This is a genomic window from Nonomuraea antimicrobica (genome assembly GCF_039536965.1).
GTDB lineage: Bacteria > Actinomycetota > Actinomycetes > Streptosporangiales > Streptosporangiaceae > Nonomuraea > Nonomuraea antimicrobica.
Window position 1 is genome coordinate 24,157 of sequence record NZ_BAAAZP010000077.1, and the last position, 16,376, is coordinate 40,532.

The window sequence follows — 16,376 nt, forward strand, 5'->3', positions numbered from 1 at the left end:
CATCGGGGTGGCGTCGACGCCCACGTCACCTCCACCCCGGGCACCGACACGCCGCACCTCATCTTCCGCCCCGGTAAGAGCGTCGGCCCATGAGGAAACTGTCGCGCCCCCGGCCGGACGGGCTCAGCGCAGCGCGTCGACGGGCTCCATGCGCGCGGCCCGCAGCGCGGGATACAGGCCCGCCAGGAGCCCGACCAGGGCACCCGCCACGGGCGCGGCCAGCGCCAGCCGTACGTCGAGCACCGGGGTCCACTGGCGTACGGCGGCCACCCCGACGACGGTCACCATGCCCAGGCCGGCCCCGATCACCCCGCCGGTCAGCCCGGTCAGGCTGGACTCCAGCAGGAACTGGGCGGCGATGTGGCGGCGGGCCGCGCCCAGCGCACGGCGCAGACCGATCTCGGCGACCCGCTCCATGACGGTGACCAGGGTGACGTTCGCGATGCCCACCGCGCCGACGACCAGGGAGACCAGGCCGAGGACGAGGAAGAGGCCGTTGACGTCGTCCTGGGCGCCGTCGCGCGCCCGCTTCGGGCTCGGCGGGGCGTTCACCTGCAGCTCCCCGCTGCGGTTGGGGCTGAGCGCGAGCGGCGCCTGGCGGGCGATCAGCTCGGCGGCGCCGAGCTGGGTGGCGACCAGGACGCGGGTGACGTCCTTCAGCCCGAAGTCGGGCCCGAGCCCGGGCGGGACGAGCACCGCGCTGGCCAGGATCTGCTCGCGCTTCAGTCCGCCGATGATGCCGATGACGGTGTAGGCGCGGTCCTTGACGAACACGGCGGGCGCGTCCTCCAGGCTGTCGATGCCGAGCATGGCGGCGGCCTGCTCTCCCAGCACGACCACCCGGTCGCCGCGGGCGACGTGACCGGCGTCGTAGAAACGCCCGGCCCGCATCCGGCCGAAGGTGGTGTCCGGCAGGTCGGGGGTGGCCGCGACGACCGCGAGGGTCTGCCCGGACACCCGGGTGGGGTCGAGCAGGTTGTTGGCGGTCACGACCAGGTTGGAGCTCGCGTCGTTCTGCGCCAGCGCCGTCGCCGACGTCACGCCGCGCAGGCGGCGCAGCTCCTTGGCCGCGTCCCAGGACACCAGGGCGTGATAGCCGCCCCGCGGCACCTCGACGGTGACGCTGGTGGCCAGCAGTTCGTCGAAGCGGCCGACGATCTGGTTGCCCGCGGTCGCCGCTATGCCCAGGGTGACCACCAGCGTGGTGATGCCCAGGACCGTGCCGAGGGTGGTCAGGGCTGAGCGCACCGGGCGGGCGAGCATCCCGGCCAGGGACTCGGCCCACAGGTCACGGAGTTTCACGGAGCACCCCGTCAGTGATCCGGACCCGGCGCTTGGCCCTGGCGCTCACCTCGTCCTCGTGCGTGATCACCAGAATCGTCAGGCCGTCGGCGCGCAGCCCGTCGAACAGGTCGAGGACGGCCCCGGTGTTGCGGCTGTCGAGGTTGCCGGTCGGCTCGTCGCACAGCAGCAGCGCGGGCCTGGCCATCAGCGCCCGGGCGATCGCCACGCGCTGGCGCTCGCCGCCCGACAGCCGGTCGGGGACGAACCCGATGCGGTGCTCCAGGCCCACCTGCCGCAGCGCCTGCTCGGCCCGGGCCCGCCGGCCGCCGCGCGGGTGCGGGCCGTACACCTCGGCGAGCATCACGTTCTCCACGACGGTCCGGTGGGACAGCAGGTGGAAGGACTGGAAGACGAAGCCGATACGGGTGCCGCGCAGCCGGGTCCGCGCCCCGTCGCGCAGCGTCGTGGTCTCGACGCCGTCCAGGCGGTAGGAGCCGGAGGTCGGCCTGTCGAGCAGTCCGAGCACGTTGAGCAGGGTGGACTTGCCGGAACCTGACGGGCCGACGATGGCCAGATAGTCGCCCGGGTCGACGCGCAGGTCCACGTCGGCCAGGGCGCGTACCGGGGGGTCGGTGGGGAAGTCGCGGCAGACGCCGCTCAACGCGATGACGGGCTCAGGCATCGCTCACCACGACCCGGTCGCCTTCCTTGATCTGTCCCGCGCGGACCGGAGTGACCTCCACGTCGCCGTCGGCGGTGAGCCCGGTGCGCACCTCGACCTCGCGGGTACGGTCGCCGTCCAGCGCCACCCTGACCCGTGGTCGGCCGTCGGCGGAGGTGACCACGGCGGCCACCGGGACCGACAGCACCTCGCCCTCGGTCGAGCCGACCGAGATCCGCACCGTCAGCGCAGAACCGACCAGCGACTTGAGCGCCTTGGCCGATTCGGGCGTGAGCAGGACGGGGACCGAGCCGGTGTCCGACTCTTCCTCCTCTCCGCTCTCCCCCTCCTCCGGGGTCAGGCGGGCCTCCTCACCGGTCGCGGTCAGCGTGGCGGGCAGTTGCGTGCCGTCCATGGTCTCCATGCTCGCCTCCTGGCCGGGGCGCAGCAGCTTGGCCTCCTTGGCGTCGACCGACGCGCTGACCGCGAAGGCGGAGCTGGTCACGGTGGCCACCTTGCCCTCGATGGTGTCGCCCGGCTTGACCTCCGCCTTGTCGATGCGGGCGGGCAGCTTCGGCAGGAAGACGATCTCGCCGGCCGGCACGCTCACGCCGTAGGTCTTGCGGAACTCGGCCAGCATGGTACGCGCGTCGGCGAGGTTGGCCCTGCTGTGCGTGACCTTCATGCGCAGCGGCGAGACCTTCCTGGCCCGGTTCAGCGCCTGGGCGGCGGTGGCCTCGGCCTCCTTCGCGGTGCGTACCGCCTTGCGCAGCTCATCCAGCCGCTTGTCCCGATCCACGCCGATCTGCTCCTCGTAGGCGGCCACCGCCTGCCGGGCCTCGTCGAGATCCTGCCGGGCGTTGGCCAGCTTCGTCTCCAGCAGGCTCGTGTCCACCGGGCTGGGTGCGGGCGCGGGGGTCGCGGTCGTGGTCGTGGTCGGCGTGGGCGCCGGTTTCCTGGCCTCCGCCAGTGCCTGCTCGGCCGCGAGAACCTGCTCCTCAGCGGTTCTCACGGCACGGCGCAGCGAGGCCAGTTGGGTCTCCTGCTCGGGCGTGACCTCCGGCGCCTCGGCCAGTGCCTTCTCCGCGGCCTTCAGGTCGCGGCGGGCGTTGTCGTGGCGCAGCCGCAACGGCCGCACGTCGAGGCCCTCGTCCAGCGCCTTCCGGTCGGCGGCCAGGGTCTCCTCGGCCGTCTGTACGGCCTGGCGGAGCTGCTGCAGGGACTTGCGGGACTCCAGGTCGGGCTCCTGCGCCTGGTATCCGCGCTTGTCGTACCAGCGTTTCACCGCCGCCACGGTGGCCGCGTCGAAGACGCCGGTCGCCTTCACCCGCAACGCGCGCTGGAGCTGCTTGACGTCGTCGCCCTGGGTGCCGGGCACGAGGGTCCGGTACATCGGCCGCTTCCCTCGCAGGGCGAAGACCGGTCGCCCGTTGACCTGCATCAGCACGTCGCCTTCGCGGATCGGCCCAGGATCGGGCGCCTTGGTGACGCGCTGCGGAGAACCGTTCGGACCGCCGCCGGTCCCGCCGATCGTCCCGCCGACCGTCCCGGCCAGCGTGACCGGTAGCGGCGAGCCGTACGACAGCGTGCCGCTGACCGTGACGGTGCTGGTGAGCTTGCGTCGCTCGACCGGCGCGGTGACGAGGGAGGGCGTGGGCGGGCGGCGCGCGGCCGCCTCCTCGGCCGGGGAACGCAGCCGGGAACCGACCACCCAGCCCGCGCCCGCGACCACCAGCACTCCCGCCACGACGAGGGCGAGCACTCTGGATCTGCGCACGTTACTGCGTGAAGACCGTCATGGCCATGCCGACGCCGGGCATGAGCTGGGCACGCTGGTAGACCTCGTTCGCCTTGGGCCGGTAGACGGCGTAGAACTCCTTGCCGCACTCCAGGTCGTCCAGGGCCGCCTTGATCTCGCGCCGCAGCATAGGCCGGGCCTCGTCCGCCGTGGGATTCTTCTGGCCGAACGTGCCCAGCTCCTTCATGAACGGGTCCTCGGTGCTGCGCACGATCTCCGAGGGGCGCTGCGAGGTGACCCGGTAGCCCTTGCCCTTGAGGCAGTCGGCGAACGCGCCCGCCAGCTCCACCAGCTTGGCGTCGCCGTCGATCTCGCGGCCGATGACCTGCTTCAGCAGCTCGCCCTGGGCCTTGCCCAGCTCGTCCATCGACTTCAGCTTCTTGCCGGTGGCCTTGTTGACCATTTCGAGCGTGCAGGCGTTCATCGCGTTGAAGTACGCCTCGCGCTGCGGCTTCGACAGCCCGGCGACGACCTTCATATTGGGGTCGTCGCTCTCGCCGCCCTCGCTGCCGTCGCCGACCTGACGGGCCACCCGGCCTATCCCCTCGTTGGGGTAGACGAAGGAGGCGGCTACCCCGAAGCCGTACTTTTCCCGATATTTCCGCATGGCGGAGTACTCGCCTGACATCTCCTGTTTGACGTCATCCGGCAGCTCCGGCGTGGAGACGATCGGGTGGTAGGCGAAGCCCTTGCCCTTCATGCAGGCGGCGAGCTGGGTCTGGCTCTGTCGCTGCTGGTTGGCGCGGTCCGCGGAGGGGGTCGCCGACGGTTGGGTCCCGCCGGAGGGAGCGCAACCGGTGAGGGCGGCAACCGCCGCCGCGGCGATCGCGAGCGGCGTTCGGAAATCGGTCATAGGGCTTCACCTTCGCCAGGGAACCCTGAAGCGAACCTGAACTCGGCTGAAGCGGCCTTCCGGGTGCCAGGCGGGTCGCGGCACATGGGACACCGCCCGGCGTGGCGCGGCGGGAGGCGTCCGCGCAGCCGCTGCCTCCTTACGTGAGACCTCCTTCGCGAACGTCTCCGCCGTACAAGGTCATCCGCCGGTAGTCCCGTGGCGCGATGCCGTATGCCCTTCTGAACGCCCGGCTGAAGTGCTGCGGGCAGGGCAACCCCCAGCGAGCCGCGATGGCGTGGACGGGGTGGCCGCCGAGCGCGGGATCCGCGAGGTCGCGGCGGCAGCGTGCCAGTCGCTGCTCCCTGATCCACGCGCTCACGCTGAGCCCGTGATCTTGGAACAGGCGGTGCAGATAGCGAGGAGAGATATGGTGCGCGGCGGCGATGTCGTCCGGGGTGAGCCGAGGCTCGCCCAGGTTCTGGAAGATGAACGCCCGGATCTCCAGATACAGGGCACGCCGGCGCGACGGGGACGGCACCGCGTCGTCGGATTCGAGGTGGTGGGCCAGCAGCGCGGCAACCAGGTCGACCAGCACCATGCCCAGGCGAGCGCCGTCCGACGGCCGAAGAGTGCCGGGATCGTCGCCCAGTTGGGTGAGGAATCGCGCGACCAGGGCACCGACTCCCGCCTGCGCGGGCAGGGGCCTGGCCAGCAGCCGGTCGATCCTGTTGTCCGGCAACGGAAGCAACGCCCGCGGAATCTGCGCCACCACGGAGGTGACGGTGCCCTCACCGGCGTCCGTCCAGGTGTCAAAGGGCCTGGACGAGCAGTACATCGCCAGGTCCCGCACGCCGAGGGCGGCCACCCGGTGGTTCTGGCCGAGGTGCTGCCTTCCCCGGGTCATGAGGTGGATCGCGTACAGCTCGGGGTCGGAACGGCGGATCAGCTTCGGCGTCCGCTGAGACCGTAACGTCGAATACGTCATCGCGGTCACCCGCAGCGCCCCCAGATCCGTGGCGCGCAGCGCGGCCCGAAAGGCGACCGCGCGGTCAACGCTGAAGACCGTGGGCGCATGCGTACGGGACATCACGTCATGCCAGGCATCCACGCGGCTCGGTAACGGCAGGTCCGCGCTGTCGAATATCGTCTCCATCACCGTTTCCTCCCCAAGCCGCCCCGGAAAAATGAGGCCGATCGGCTCCGCGGCAGCGGCGCGAACTGTTCAACGCGCGTGGTTGCGGGTCACCTCGCGCTCGAGCGCCTCCAGGATGTGCTCCACGACCTTGTCGTGGAGGCGCCGGACGACCAGCGGCCACAGGAGCCTGAACGTCCCCGACAGCCTCCCCTTGAGCTCGTGCCGTACGAGCGTGCCGCCCTCGACGGGGATCAGCACGAACCCGTGCCCCTCGCTGAGCACCTTGCCGGTGTCGAACCAGAGCCTGCGACCCGGCTCGACGGCGCCGACGACGTAACGCCAGGGGCCGTGGTGGACCGGCGCGCCCGGGTGGACGCCGTCCGGCAGGCGGAACGACCCGATGTCCGCGGGCCACAGCTTCTCGATGCCGATGAGGACCGTCCAGACCTCTTCCGGGCTGCCGGGTATGACGCGTTCGTGCACGTTGCAGACCATGGAAATGGACCTCCATACGGTGGCGTATGGTTCCGACTATACGCTGCCGTATGGCAGGCTGTCCTGGTGGGTAGGTTGAGTGCGGACGACTGGGCGAAGGCGGCGCTGACCGCGCTGGCGGAGGGCGGCCTCGCCGCGGTGGCGGTGGAACCGCTCGCCGCTCGCCTGGGCGCCTCCAAAGGCAGCTTCTACTGGCACTTCCCCAACCGGCAGGCGCTCGTCCAGGCCGCTCTGGAGCATTGGGAAAGAGACACCGACAAGATCACCGCTCGCCTCGGCCGCATCCCCGACCCGCGCGAACGGCTGCGCACCCTGCTGGAGTGGGCCTTCGCCGATCCCGCGGCGGCGGCCATCTCCTTCCGCCTGATCAGCGAGGCCGACGACCCGCAGATCGCCGAGGTGGCCAAGCGGGTGAACGAGCGGCGCATGTCCTTCATGTGCGCCACCCTGGTCGAGACCGGCCGGCCAGAGCCCGAGGCGCGCCGCCGCGTCCTGGCCGGCTACGCCAGTTACCTCGGCATCGCCGCGCTGCGCCGGCTCGCCATCGTGCACGAGGACCCCATGACCCTGATCGACATCGCCCTGGCCGAACTCCTGGGGCCGCCCGTCAACGGCTGATCCGGTCGTGGCCGTACGGCCACCTCCTCCGCCACCTCCTCGGCCGGCGCCACTTCGCCGACGGCAGGAGACGATCATCGGTTCGGCGCAGGCTCACCATGACCGCCGCTCGTGTGTGACGATGATCGTCAAAGAGAGCGTCCTGCACCATGGAGGTAGTCCATGAGTCACGTCCCTTCTCTCGGAGACCGTCGCGCCCTCAGCAGAAGAGGGCTGTTCAGAGCCGGCGGGGGCCTCACGGCGGCTGCCGCCGGTCTCCTCGTGGGCGCCGGCCCGGCGTACGCGGAGGTGCCGGATTCCGTGCGTTTCGACTTGGGCGGCGCGGGCGGCAACCCGGTCTGGAAGAAGTCGCTGCACGCCAACTGGGTGATGCAGTCCTTCGCGTACGACAGCGTCCACCAGCACATCTACTTCGCGCAGACGAACTCCCAGAACTCTGATCCGGACCACGTCGGCGACCTGTGGATCACCAAGACCGACACGACCGGACGGCAACTGGGCTCGATGGCGCTGCACAACTTCGGGCACGGGGTGTCGATCGCGGTCGAGCCGTACAACGGGTCGGTGTACCTGTGGACGGAGTGGATGTCGAGCGGCAGCGGGTTCGGCACCAAGGTCGGGCGGTTCGCGTTCCAGGACGGTGCCGTCCTGGAGAAGACCAGTGGTGCGATCCAGGACCGTACGCCCTCCATCGGCGACGCCATGGTCAATCCGCAGCCCTCGATCGACCCCGGGACCGACCGACTGCTCGTGCGTTACAAGACCGGGGCCGACCAGCCGCGCATCGTCGTCTTCAAGCTGAGCGACGCCCGCGCCGGGCGGCTGTCCAGTTCGTACCGCCTGGCCGAGCGGGCCCTCCCGTCCCGGGGCGCATGGGGGAGCGACAACCCGTTCCAGGGCTTCGCCGCCTATGGCCGCTACGTGTACCTGCTGGAGGGCCGGGCCAACGGCCCGTCGTACCTCTCCGTCATCGACCTCAACGGCGTCGGGCAGTCGACCGTGATCGACCGGGCGCAGACCACGGCCGGTCAGTCGCTGCCTGGCCGTGAGCCGCAGGGCATGGCCATCTGGACGCACTCCAGCGGCCCGAGGCTGGCGTTCGGGTTCCACTCCAACACCGACGGCGTGCGGGAGGCCAGCGTCTTCTACAAGAGTCAGTTCGTCTAGCGGTCGCAGGAGCGACGACCTGCTGACGAGGCCGGACCATCGGCAGCGGGGGCGTCGGCGAGGTGGTGGTGGGGCGCCGAGGCGGGCGAGGATGCTCGCCTCGGCTTGACGTCAAGGCCATGGAGAGAATAGCTGTAGTCGACTCCAAATTTGGAGTAGACTGCAGCTATGTCAGAAGGGCTGCGTGAGCGCAAGAAGCGACAGACCCGGCAGCGCATCTCCGGCGTGGCCATCGACCTGTTCGTCGCGCACGGCTTCGACAACGTCACGATCGCCGAGGTCGCCGTGGCCGCCGAAGTGTCGGTCAACACCGTCTACAACTACTTCCAGGTGAAAGAGGACCTCGTCCTGCCGCCGGAGGAGGCGTCCCCGCGGCGGCTGGCCGAGATCGTGCGCGAGCGTCGGGTCGGCCAGTCGGCGACGGACGCGGTCCTGGAGCGGCTGCGGCAGGAGGTGCGCGGGCGGGAGCGCAGGCTCGGGCTGAGTGAGGGGTTCGGCCGGGTGCTGGAGATGATGCAAGCCGCGCCCACGCTGACCGCCCGGCTGGAGCGGCTCGCCCACGAGATGATCGCCGAGCTGGCCGACCGACTGGCCGCTGAGACCGGTGCCGCGCCTGGCGACCCGTTGCCAAGGGCTGTCGCCTGGCAGCTCGGCAGCCTGCACACCATGGTCCTGTCGGAGATCGGCCGGCGGACCGCGGCCGGTGATCGGCCGGGTGTCATCGCCGGGGACGTGCTGGAGTTGATCGACGCCGCGGCGGAGCTCATGGGGGAGCGTCTGCTCGGCTATGCCGTACGAGAGGAGTGAGCAGTTGTTCAGGGTGACGATCAGAGGGAAGTTCACCGGGCTCGACGACGCCGGGCGGGCCGCCGTCCTCGACGCGGGAGGCACCGCCTACACCGAGGCCGGGACGTTCACCCATGACCAGGGCGTCACGGCCTTCACGTTCCGCTGCCAGGTGCAGGCGGGCCCGGACGACGGTCAGGACGAGGCGGCGCTCGGCGCGATGGTCGCGCTGGAGGCGCACGGGCACCCGTACGAGATCTTGCAGCTCGCGGTGACCGACCTGCGCGAGATCAAGATCCGCCCCAGGGGGCGCCGGGTGTGACCGACGGGCCGGCGATCCGCAGGCGGTCGCGCCGAGCGGCAGCGCCCTGCTGGCCGGAGACCTCGGGCGTACGGCCCAGGAAAACCCGCACGCTGGATAGGGAAATGCTCCACCTCTCAACCTGAAAAACTTACATATTAAAAGCGGAGTCGAACGCCCAGGTGATGCACATCTGACTTGCCTGCCACATCTGCCCGGGGCGGGGCGCGTGCTCGTGGTCTCCAATGACGCATTCCAGCTGCTCATCGCGTCGGCTCGAAGCGTTACAGGATATGCGACCCTATTACGTCATGATATGCGGCCTTGACAGCACTTTACGCAAAGTTCATGGTGGAGAAGTTCGTCCAGCAGCCTTCGGCCCCGCGCGTCGCCCCCACTTCCCGCGTGCTTCGTGGTGACGTGTGCGGCCCATTCATGGTTGCCGGATTCTGTGCTACGGCCTGTTTTCGGATACGACAGGGAGAATTTCTGTATGTCGGAGTTCATCAACGTCCTCATCGCCATCGACGCGGAAACCATCATCGGAAAGTTCGGCAAGAACGCCGATCCGGACGAGCCGACGTCGATCCCCGACAGCAGCAACCTGATCTACATGACCACCCGGCAGAACCAGCTCGGGAGCAGCCCGGGCAGCGAACTGACGGTCAACGCGTCTCCCATGGACATCATCAGATGGCGAGAGACGACGCTGTCCCTGAACTCGGAGTACACCAGCGTCCTCTACAGGTTCAACGCCCTGTCCGGACAGGATCTGATCAGCGCCCCCGTACCGAGGTCGGTGGCTCTCAACGAGCCGGTGCCGAACAGTAATGACCCTTTGAACCCCACGATCCAGAAGGTCAGCAGTTACTACTGGGAATGCGAGGTCTTGGACACGGGGACGGTCACCTACAACTTCAGCTTCATGATTCTCGACCACCGTGGTGAGAAGCAGGGTTACTACTACTGGGACCCCTACATCAATATTCAGCCCTGACGGAGCCCGTGCGCCGATGCGGTCGCGCAGGTAATTGTGCGGCAGGGGAATTTCCGCTCATTCCTTGAGCCCTTGTCGGTGACCCGAAGCGCAGTCCGTCTCGGTGGTGCGAAAACCGGAGAAGGGCGTGCGGAAAGGCTGCTCGCGGCCATTGTCGCAGCGTTCCGGATGTCCTCGGCGGTCTGATGTTCGGCCCGCGGTGCGCGAGTGGTGCCTCGCGCACCGCGGCTCGTTCGGCGGGGGAGCGTTCAGCTCTTGGCCCGGTGGCCGAGGTGGATGGACTCGGCGGTGGTCTTCAGGTCGGTCAGCCAGGCTTCGAGACCGGCGCCTAGGTAGGCGGTGGAGGTGGGTACGTCGGCCTCCACCTGGTTGCCGGTCCAGGTCTCCTCGGTACGCACCAGCACGCCTCCCTTGACCTTGGTGAAGGTCCAGACGTGGACGCCCCGGTCGATGCGCAGTCCCTCGCCGATCGCGGGGCCGGTCCAGCGGATGCACCGGTTGTTCTTGATCTGCTGGACGGTGGAGGTGATGACCAGGGTCGTGGCGGGGGTGGTGGGCGTTTCCGGCACCGGGGTGGTCCATTGGAACCGTGAGCCCGGGCGCAGCCTGCCCGGGTCCAGGCGCTTCATGCCGGTGACCGGCGGCTGCCACGACGGCCAGCGCTCCACGTCGGTCTGCAGCTTCCAGATGGTGTGCGGCGGCGCCTTGATCAGGGTCTCGGCGCGGTAGCGGATCTTGGCGGCCGGGTCGACGCCCTGGCCGCCGCAGGTCAGCGGTGCTTGGCTGTGGCTCTCCGCCGTGGCGTTCCGCGCCTGGTCGGAGGCGGCCGTGTTCGGGGTTGGGCTGGTGGTGGCGTTCGGGGCTTGGTGGGTGGTGGCGGATGACGGTGCGGCCACGGCGAGGGTGCCGGCCATGACGAGCGGGAGGGGGAGCAGCGCGGCTGAGCGGCCGATCTGGCGGCGGAAGCTGGACATGCGTTTTCTCCTCGATGCAAAGGGGTGGGATCCGGAGAGGCTTGGTTAGCTGGGCTCGCGTTAGTTATACGCTATAATCGTAGTCCGTTGCCGTCAATAACAACGGTGATAGCCTGTAACCGGCCATGGTGAGCAGTGGACGGCGAGGCGCCAATGGACGCAGACGTGACGAGCCCGCGCGAGCGCTACCGAGCGCAGGTGCAGGCGGAGATCAAGCAGCACGCGTGGGGGCAGATCGCCACGACGGGCGTGTCGGCGCTGTCGCTCAAAGCGATCGCCAAGCACCTGGGCATGAGCGGCCCCGCCCTCTACCGGTACTTCGCCGGCCGGGACGAACTGGTCACGGAGCTCATCCGGGACGCCTACCGCAGCCTCGCCGACGCCGTCCGCGCCGCGTACGACTCAGGCGCCGACGTCGCCGGGCTGGCTCATGTGGTGCGCGAATGGGCGCTGAGCGACCCGCACAGGTACTTCCTGATCTACGGCACCCCCGTGCCCGGCTATCGCGCCCCCGCCGACACCACCGCGATCTCGAACGAGATCATGACGGTGCTGATCGACGCGTTCCGCAAGGCCGGTGTCCCGTCGGCGGGAAGTCCGCTGGAGGCCCATCTCGACGGCCATCGCGAGTGGGTGGCCGACCCGTCGGTGCCGGCGGCGGTCCTGCGCCGGGCGCTGACCTTCTGGACCCGGCTGCACGGGGTGCTGTCCCTTGAGCTGGCCGGCCACTTCGGCGGGATGGGCATCGACCCTTCGCTGCTGTTCGCCGACGAGGTGGACGGGCTGTTGCGGCACTGACAAGCACTGAAGACCACTGGCGAGCACTGGCGAGCACTGACGCGCACTGAAGAGCACGGGCGGGCCGGGCCCGGCGATCGCCCAGCCCGCCGCGTGCCGCCTCAGCCCTCGGGCTCCGGGCCCACGAACAGGATGGCCTGGTTCGCGCGGAGGATGGCCACCGCCTCCGCCACGGTGTACCTGTCGATGCCGGGCAGGCCGATGCCCGCGCCCGGCTCGTCGCCCGCACCCGTGTCGTACATCTCCCCTTGCTCCGCCGCACGGCCGAAGACGATGCCGGCGTACGACCGGTAGCCCACTGGCACCTTGACGGCCACCGAGCACGCGTGCTCCCCGCACGACCCCTCGACCGCCTCGATCCGGCCGGCCGGGTCGTCGGCACGATCCTCCAGGAAGAGGACCCTGCCGGCCCGGTCGGGGCTCGTGGGGGCCAGCTTGAGTCGGATGTCCATACCTCGCTGCCGGAACTCCTCCCGGTAACGTTCGGGATCGGCGTTCGGGTCCTGGACCCGGACGACGAGGTAGCCGTCCTCGCGCTGGAACGAGAGGGCCGCCGCCTCGGCGCGCTGCGGCCCGACCCACCCGGACGAGAACGCGGCCACCGCGACGGCCGTCGCCGCCGCCACGAGGGGCAGGCCGACGAGCAGGCGCCGGCGCCACCGGGGCCGGGGCGCGAGGGCCGGAGTGGTCGCCATGACGTGCTCCGCCAGTTCGTCCCTGGTCCGCGTGCTCACCAGCGCGGCGGCCTCGTCGTCGGTGACGGGGTTGAGACGGCCGACCGAGATCCGTGTCATGCGAGGTCTCCTTCCTGTACGTGGGCGCGGGACGTGCGCCGCGCGGGGTCTTCCCGAAGGGCGCGCGCCAGGCGGCGGCGGGCCCGGTGCAGCCGGATCCGTACGGCGTTGGCCGAGCAGCCCAGCACCACGGCGATCTCGGCGACGGACAGGCCCTCCCAGTCGGCCGGCGACAGCACCTCCCGGTAGCCGTCGGGCAGTTTCGCGAACGCCTCCGCCAGGGCGTCCGTCCCGGCCGGTTCCTGACCGGGGTGCCGGAACGCGGTCAGCTCGGAGGCCGGCCGGGCGGTCAGCGCGGTGTGCCGCCGTTCGCCGCGGTGATGGTTCGCGAGTACCCGCCGCGCGACCCCGAACAGCCACGGGCGGGCACTCTCGCCCGCGGGCACGTCGTCGAGCCGCCGCCACACGGTCAGGCCACACGGTCAGGTCACACGGTCAGGTCACACGGTCAGGTCACACGGTCAGGCCACACGGTCAGGCCACACGGTCAGGCCACACGGTCAGGCCACACGGTCAGGCCACACGGTCAGGAAGGTCTCGGCGAAGACGTCGGCCGCGTCGTGGCCGTTCGCCGTCCGGCGTACCACGTAGCCGAGCACCGGATCGTGATTGGCCCGGTACAGCTCCTCGAAACGGCGACGTCTGTCGTCGGGTGGCCGCCCGGCCGGAATCAGGGTCCTGGCGGGCGCGTGACGCGGCCTCCGGGGACCGGGAGGCCGCGGAGCGTCAGCTCGCCAGCTCCTCGGGACTGATCAGGCCGTCCTCGATGGCGCGGGCCAGCAGGTCCGACTTGGTGACCGCGGATCTGCCCACCTGGGCGTACTTCAGCCGCGCGCGCCTGATGAACATGTCGACGGTGTGCGGTGAGACGGCCATCCGGCGCGCCACCGCCGCTTTCGACGTCGAACGAAACCACAGCAGCAACGCGGTCCGTTCGCGATCGGACAGCACGGGACGATTTTCGCGGTGGTCCTCGGCCAGCACCCCTGCTTCGGTCGGCGTCACGTAGGGGTGGTCGGCGGCGACCGCAAGAATGGCATTCACCAGGTGGGTTCGGCCTTCGCGTTTGGCCACGAACTCCCGGGCGCCCGCGTCCAGCGCCGCCATAATCAATTTCTGTTCCGTGAACTGCGAATAAACGATTATCCGGTGCCCCGCGTCGGCCAGCTCGGCAACATGAGGGATGGCGAGTCGGCCATCCAGGTTAAGGTCTAGTAGCAGCACCCGCGCCCGTGGAATGGCACTGGGCCCAAGACTTTCAATCGTCGCCCCGGTCGTTATCACCTGAATTCTGGGCTCCGCCCGCAACCAGGTGAGGATTCCCTCGATGGTTACGGGATGGTCGTCAACGATGCTAACGGTGACGGGCGCTTCCAGCGTGTTTCCACCCATAAATTGGCTCCTTCCCGATAGCGGACTGTGGACAGAGCGGGGCAGGTGGTCCAGGTGATCTGGGCATCGGGGGGAGCGTCGGCGACGATGCTGACGATGACCTCGTCCCGGTTGCTGACCACGGTCACCCGGGCGCTCGACACCGCTGTGGCGAGGACGGCCAGGGGAGTCTCGGTCAGCCCTCGGCGGATGGCGATGGGTATCGACGGCAGGTCGCCCAACGTGGACAGGTCCACCTCGACCTGCCGTCGTTCGGCGATGTCCACGCAGGTGAGCAGCTCGTGCAGGAGCGGGTTGGGCACGTCGTCGTTCTCCGCGAACAGCCGGCGCAGCCGCGCAGCCTCGATCGCGCATCGGCGCTGTACCGCCGGGTCGGCCGGGTCGAGGGTTCCGTCGGCCAGGCCACGAAGCACCGATTCGACCTGGCCGCGCAGGTACTCGTAGCGTTCCTGCCTCCTGGCGTGCACCTCGTCCGCGGCCTGCTTGTGTGCGTACGACTCGACCTCCGCCTCCGCGATCTCCGTGGTCTGCTGGGCCGCCTCCTGCATCAACCGGCCGGCCAGCGCGACGATCACGTTCGCCCCGACGGCGATGCAGGTCACGGTGACGAATCGCATGATCATCGGCTCGTCGAAGGCGTTGTCGAGTGCCAGGAAGGCGGCGGTGACACCGAGGTTGGCGGTCAGCAGGACGCCCAGCTCCACGATCGGCCGGCGGAGCAGCACGAGCACTCCCAACCAGCCCACGGAACTCCACGCCCAACTGGAGTCGGCGATCGCGCCGCCCGGCGGACCGGCCGCCGTGCCGATGGAGCCGACGACCAGGATGGCCACCGCGAGCGTGCGGGCGAGAGCGGCGTGCGACTGGCGGCGCAGCAGGGCGACCGAGCCTATGACGTCGATCACGGCCAGGGCCGTCCACGAGGCGAGCGTCGTCGCCTGCGACTGGTAGTCGGACCAGTGCGTGATCAGTTTCGACCCGTGGTAGCCGAAGTGCCAGATCGAGACCACCCCGGCCACGCCGATGTTCACGGCGCGGGTGATGCGCACCGCGACCAGATCGCCGTGACCGCTAATCATGCGGCCACCAGAGCGTCACCAGGGTGCCGACGCCTTCGCGGGAGGTGATCCGCGCGTCGCCGCCGATCGCCCTCATCCTGGCGGCGATCGAGTCGCGGTATCCCCGCCGGTACGGGGGGATCCAGTCGGTGGCGAACCCGCGGCCCGAATCGATGACCTCGACGACGACGCCGTCAGGACGATCGCTGGCGCGTACGACGGCCGAGCCGGTGTCGGCGTGTCGTGCCACGTTCGTCAACGCCTCGGCGACGCTGTCGGCGAACCCGGCTGTGACCTGCCTGGGCAACTCGATCGGCGGCGCGTCGAGGTCCACGTCGAGCTGCCTGAGCCCCGGCCGCGGCACGGATCTCGCCGCGAGCAGGGCCAGATCGAGCCGCGAACACTGCGAGCCGCCTGCTTCCATGTCGGGATACGAGCGAAGCTGGTTCACCGTGGCCAGGTCTTCGGCGGCGCGGACCCGCAGGATGGGGGAGCCCCGCGAGATCGCGCCCGTACCGATCATGGTCAGAGTGGCCAGGACGGTGTCGTGCAGGCGGCGCTGCTGGTCGCGCTCGTCGGCGCGCACCGCGGCGCGCGAGGCCGCGTCGACGAACGCGGCGGCCCGCTTCGCCAGCGCCGTGTCCGCAGCCTCCGCGCCGCTGCGCAGCAGCACCATCATCCCGCCGGCGAGGACACCCTGGAGCACCAGGACGACCGGCACCTCGCTGACCACGGACCTGCCGATGGCAGCCGCGACCGCGATGATCACCGTGGCCAGCGCGCCGTGCGCCAGTCGCAGGCCGGTGTGCGCCACGAAGACGCCGGTGCTCGCGATCAGATCCACCCAGCTCGTGCCGGCCACGGACGCCAGCGCTCCGGCGGGCACGACGTTGCCGTACACCAGGCAGATCCCCACGACCACCAATACATCGACGCCGACCAAGGGAATCGACAGGCCGCGTTTCAGCGCGATGTAGGCGAACGTGCCCGCCCACACCAGAAAAGTCGTCGCGCTAATCGTGACCCAGTCAGGACGGGCGGGCGGCGCAGCGCCGATCACCGCGACGAGACCCCCGACCGCGGCGCTGCTGAGTCGTATCCATACCGCGATGTTCGTCGCCACCCGCTGAACCCCGGCGGCCGCCGGACCTTCGGGGGCTTGGTGGCTACCAGTTCTCTGGGTCATTGTCGAGCTCTCCACTCGGCCACGGCTTCCCAGGAGTGATTTGCACGCTTTGCTGTTAATACAGTACATGAGCGGTGGAAAGCTGCTTCTTCATTTT

General features: G+C 69.8%; 19 protein-coding genes. 6 read left to right on the forward strand and 13 right to left on the reverse strand.

The genetic code is table 11. The features are described from left to right. Window positions 1-123: 123 nt before the first annotated feature. The 6 genes from ABD844_RS20135 to ABD844_RS20160 form a co-directional block, all read right to left on the reverse strand. Window positions 124-1,302 carry an ABC transporter permease gene (locus ABD844_RS20135; RefSeq protein WP_344879730.1) on the reverse strand — a complete coding sequence of 393 codons (1,179 nt, stop codon included), beginning with the start codon at window positions 1,300-1,302 and terminating at the stop codon, window positions 124-126. Continuing rightward, entirely contained in the window at window positions 1,289-1,966 is a 678-nt protein-coding gene (locus tag ABD844_RS20140) for an ABC transporter ATP-binding protein (protein ID WP_344879733.1), read from the reverse strand. Before ABD844_RS20140 ends, ABD844_RS20135 begins: the two co-directional genes overlap by 14 nt. Next, window positions 1,959-3,722 (reverse strand): peptidoglycan-binding domain-containing protein, encoded by a 1,764-nt coding sequence (locus ABD844_RS20145; protein ID WP_344879736.1) that lies wholly within the window; start codon window positions 3,720-3,722, stop codon window positions 1,959-1,961. The genes ABD844_RS20140 and ABD844_RS20145 overlap by 8 nt, the downstream gene beginning before the upstream one ends. 1 nt (window position 3,723) lies before the next feature. Continuing rightward, window positions 3,724-4,596, reverse strand: a complete 873-nt coding sequence (locus ABD844_RS20150; RefSeq protein ID WP_344879739.1) for a hypothetical protein — start codon at window positions 4,594-4,596, stop codon at window positions 3,724-3,726. A gap of 139 nt (window positions 4,597-4,735) precedes the next feature. Next, window positions 4,736-5,731: an AraC-like ligand-binding domain-containing protein gene (locus tag ABD844_RS20155; protein WP_344879741.1), complete on the reverse strand. Its 996-nt coding sequence runs from the start codon at window positions 5,729-5,731 to the stop codon at window positions 4,736-4,738. 69 nt (window positions 5,732-5,800) lie between these two features. Next, window positions 5,801-6,208, reverse strand: a complete 408-nt coding sequence (locus ABD844_RS20160) for an SRPBCC family protein (protein WP_344879744.1) — start codon at window positions 6,206-6,208, stop codon at window positions 5,801-5,803. Between the two features lie 66 nt (window positions 6,209-6,274). Between ABD844_RS20160 and ABD844_RS20165 the strand changes: the two genes are divergently transcribed. The 5 genes from ABD844_RS20165 to ABD844_RS20185 all read left to right on the forward strand — a co-directional run bounded on the left by ABD844_RS20165 (window position 6,275) and on the right by ABD844_RS20185 (window position 10,077). After that, on the forward strand, window positions 6,275-6,826 hold the full coding sequence (locus ABD844_RS20165) for a TetR/AcrR family transcriptional regulator (protein WP_344879747.1): 552 nt from the start codon (window positions 6,275-6,277) through the stop codon (window positions 6,824-6,826). Window positions 6,827-7,126: 300 nt separating this feature from the next. Next, on the forward strand, window positions 7,127-7,993 hold the full coding sequence (locus tag ABD844_RS20170; RefSeq protein WP_344879749.1) for a phage baseplate protein: 867 nt from the start codon (window positions 7,127-7,129) through the stop codon (window positions 7,991-7,993). Window positions 7,994-8,161: 168 nt separating this feature from the next. Beyond that, window positions 8,162-8,800 carry a TetR/AcrR family transcriptional regulator gene (locus ABD844_RS20175; RefSeq protein WP_344879752.1) on the forward strand — a complete coding sequence of 213 codons (639 nt, stop codon included), beginning with the start codon at window positions 8,162-8,164 and terminating at the stop codon, window positions 8,798-8,800. Beyond that, a complete protein-coding gene (locus tag ABD844_RS20180; RefSeq protein ID WP_344879755.1) occupies window positions 8,781-9,101 on the forward strand; it encodes a DUF6204 family protein in 321 nt (106 codons plus the stop codon). Before ABD844_RS20175 ends, ABD844_RS20180 begins: the two co-directional genes overlap by 20 nt. A gap of 472 nt (window positions 9,102-9,573) precedes the next feature. Continuing rightward, window positions 9,574-10,077, forward strand: coding sequence for an inclusion body family protein (locus tag ABD844_RS20185; protein ID WP_344879758.1), 504 nt, complete (start codon window positions 9,574-9,576; stop codon window positions 10,075-10,077). 248 nt (window positions 10,078-10,325) lie between these two features. Here the strand turns inward: ABD844_RS20185 and ABD844_RS20190 are convergent, their stop codons facing one another. Beyond that, window positions 10,326-11,051: an SRPBCC family protein gene (locus tag ABD844_RS20190; RefSeq protein ID WP_344879761.1), complete on the reverse strand. Its 726-nt coding sequence runs from the start codon at window positions 11,049-11,051 to the stop codon at window positions 10,326-10,328. Between the two features lie 153 nt (window positions 11,052-11,204). On the opposite strand from ABD844_RS20190, the gene ABD844_RS20195 reads away from it, so the two are divergent. Continuing rightward, window positions 11,205-11,849 (forward strand): TetR/AcrR family transcriptional regulator, encoded by a 645-nt coding sequence (locus ABD844_RS20195; protein ID WP_344879764.1) that lies wholly within the window; start codon window positions 11,205-11,207, stop codon window positions 11,847-11,849. Between the two features lie 101 nt (window positions 11,850-11,950). Here the strand turns inward: ABD844_RS20195 and ABD844_RS20200 are convergent, their stop codons facing one another. The 6 genes from ABD844_RS20200 to ABD844_RS20225 form a co-directional block, all read right to left on the reverse strand. Further along, window positions 11,951-12,643, reverse strand: a complete 693-nt coding sequence (locus ABD844_RS20200; protein ID WP_344879767.1) for a hypothetical protein — start codon at window positions 12,641-12,643, stop codon at window positions 11,951-11,953. Beyond that, complete coding sequence (locus ABD844_RS20205; protein ID WP_344879770.1) at window positions 12,640-13,050, reverse strand: RNA polymerase sigma factor; 411 nt, start codon at window positions 13,048-13,050, stop codon at window positions 12,640-12,642. The genes ABD844_RS20200 and ABD844_RS20205 overlap by 4 nt, the downstream gene beginning before the upstream one ends. A gap of 93 nt (window positions 13,051-13,143) precedes the next feature. Then, on the reverse strand, window positions 13,144-13,317 hold the full coding sequence (locus ABD844_RS20210; protein WP_344879955.1) for an RNA polymerase sigma factor: 174 nt from the start codon (window positions 13,315-13,317) through the stop codon (window positions 13,144-13,146). A 52-nt stretch (window positions 13,318-13,369) separates the two neighbouring features. Further along, the gene (locus tag ABD844_RS20215; protein ID WP_344879772.1) at window positions 13,370-14,035 is read right to left on the reverse strand and encodes a response regulator; all 666 of its coding nucleotides are present in this window, start codon (window positions 14,033-14,035) and stop codon (window positions 13,370-13,372) included. Beyond that, complete coding sequence (locus ABD844_RS20220) at window positions 13,975-15,114, reverse strand: hypothetical protein (RefSeq protein WP_344879775.1); 1,140 nt, start codon at window positions 15,112-15,114, stop codon at window positions 13,975-13,977. The genes ABD844_RS20215 and ABD844_RS20220 overlap by 61 nt, the downstream gene beginning before the upstream one ends. Then, window positions 15,107-16,216 carry a sensor histidine kinase gene (locus ABD844_RS20225; protein WP_344879778.1) on the reverse strand — a complete coding sequence of 370 codons (1,110 nt, stop codon included), beginning with the start codon at window positions 16,214-16,216 and terminating at the stop codon, window positions 15,107-15,109. The genes ABD844_RS20220 and ABD844_RS20225 overlap by 8 nt, the downstream gene beginning before the upstream one ends. Between the last annotated feature and the right edge of the window lie 160 nt (window positions 16,217-16,376).

Excerpts from the sequence above, each read along its gene's own strand:
- ABD844_RS20140 (WP_344879733.1), bottom strand. The coding sequence starts at position 1,966 with ATGCCTGAGCCCGTCATCGCGTTGAGCGGCGTCTGCCGCGACTTCCCC.
- ABD844_RS20150 (WP_344879739.1), bottom strand. The coding sequence starts at position 4,596 with ATGACCGATTTCCGAACGCCGCTCGCGATCGCCGCGGCGGCGGTTGCC.
- ABD844_RS20155 (WP_344879741.1), bottom strand. The coding sequence starts at position 5,731 with ATGGAGACGATATTCGACAGCGCGGACCTGCCGTTACCGAGCCGCGTG.
- ABD844_RS20160 (WP_344879744.1), bottom strand. The coding sequence starts at position 6,208 with ATGGTCTGCAACGTGCACGAACGCGTCATACCCGGCAGCCCGGAAGAG.
- ABD844_RS20175 (WP_344879752.1), top strand. The coding sequence starts at position 8,162 with ATGTCAGAAGGGCTGCGTGAGCGCAAGAAGCGACAGACCCGGCAGCGC.
- ABD844_RS20180 (WP_344879755.1), top strand. The coding sequence starts at position 8,781 with ATGCCGTACGAGAGGAGTGAGCAGTTGTTCAGGGTGACGATCAGAGGG.
- ABD844_RS20185 (WP_344879758.1), top strand. The coding sequence starts at position 9,574 with ATGTCGGAGTTCATCAACGTCCTCATCGCCATCGACGCGGAAACCATC.
- ABD844_RS20190 (WP_344879761.1), bottom strand. The coding sequence starts at position 11,051 with ATGTCCAGCTTCCGCCGCCAGATCGGCCGCTCAGCCGCGCTGCTCCCC.
- ABD844_RS20195 (WP_344879764.1), top strand. The coding sequence starts at position 11,205 with ATGGACGCAGACGTGACGAGCCCGCGCGAGCGCTACCGAGCGCAGGTG.
- ABD844_RS20200 (WP_344879767.1), bottom strand. The coding sequence starts at position 12,643 with ATGACACGGATCTCGGTCGGCCGTCTCAACCCCGTCACCGACGACGAG.
- ABD844_RS20215 (WP_344879772.1), bottom strand. The coding sequence starts at position 14,035 with ATGGGTGGAAACACGCTGGAAGCGCCCGTCACCGTTAGCATCGTTGAC.
- ABD844_RS20220 (WP_344879775.1), bottom strand. The coding sequence starts at position 15,114 with ATGATTAGCGGTCACGGCGATCTGGTCGCGGTGCGCATCACCCGCGCC.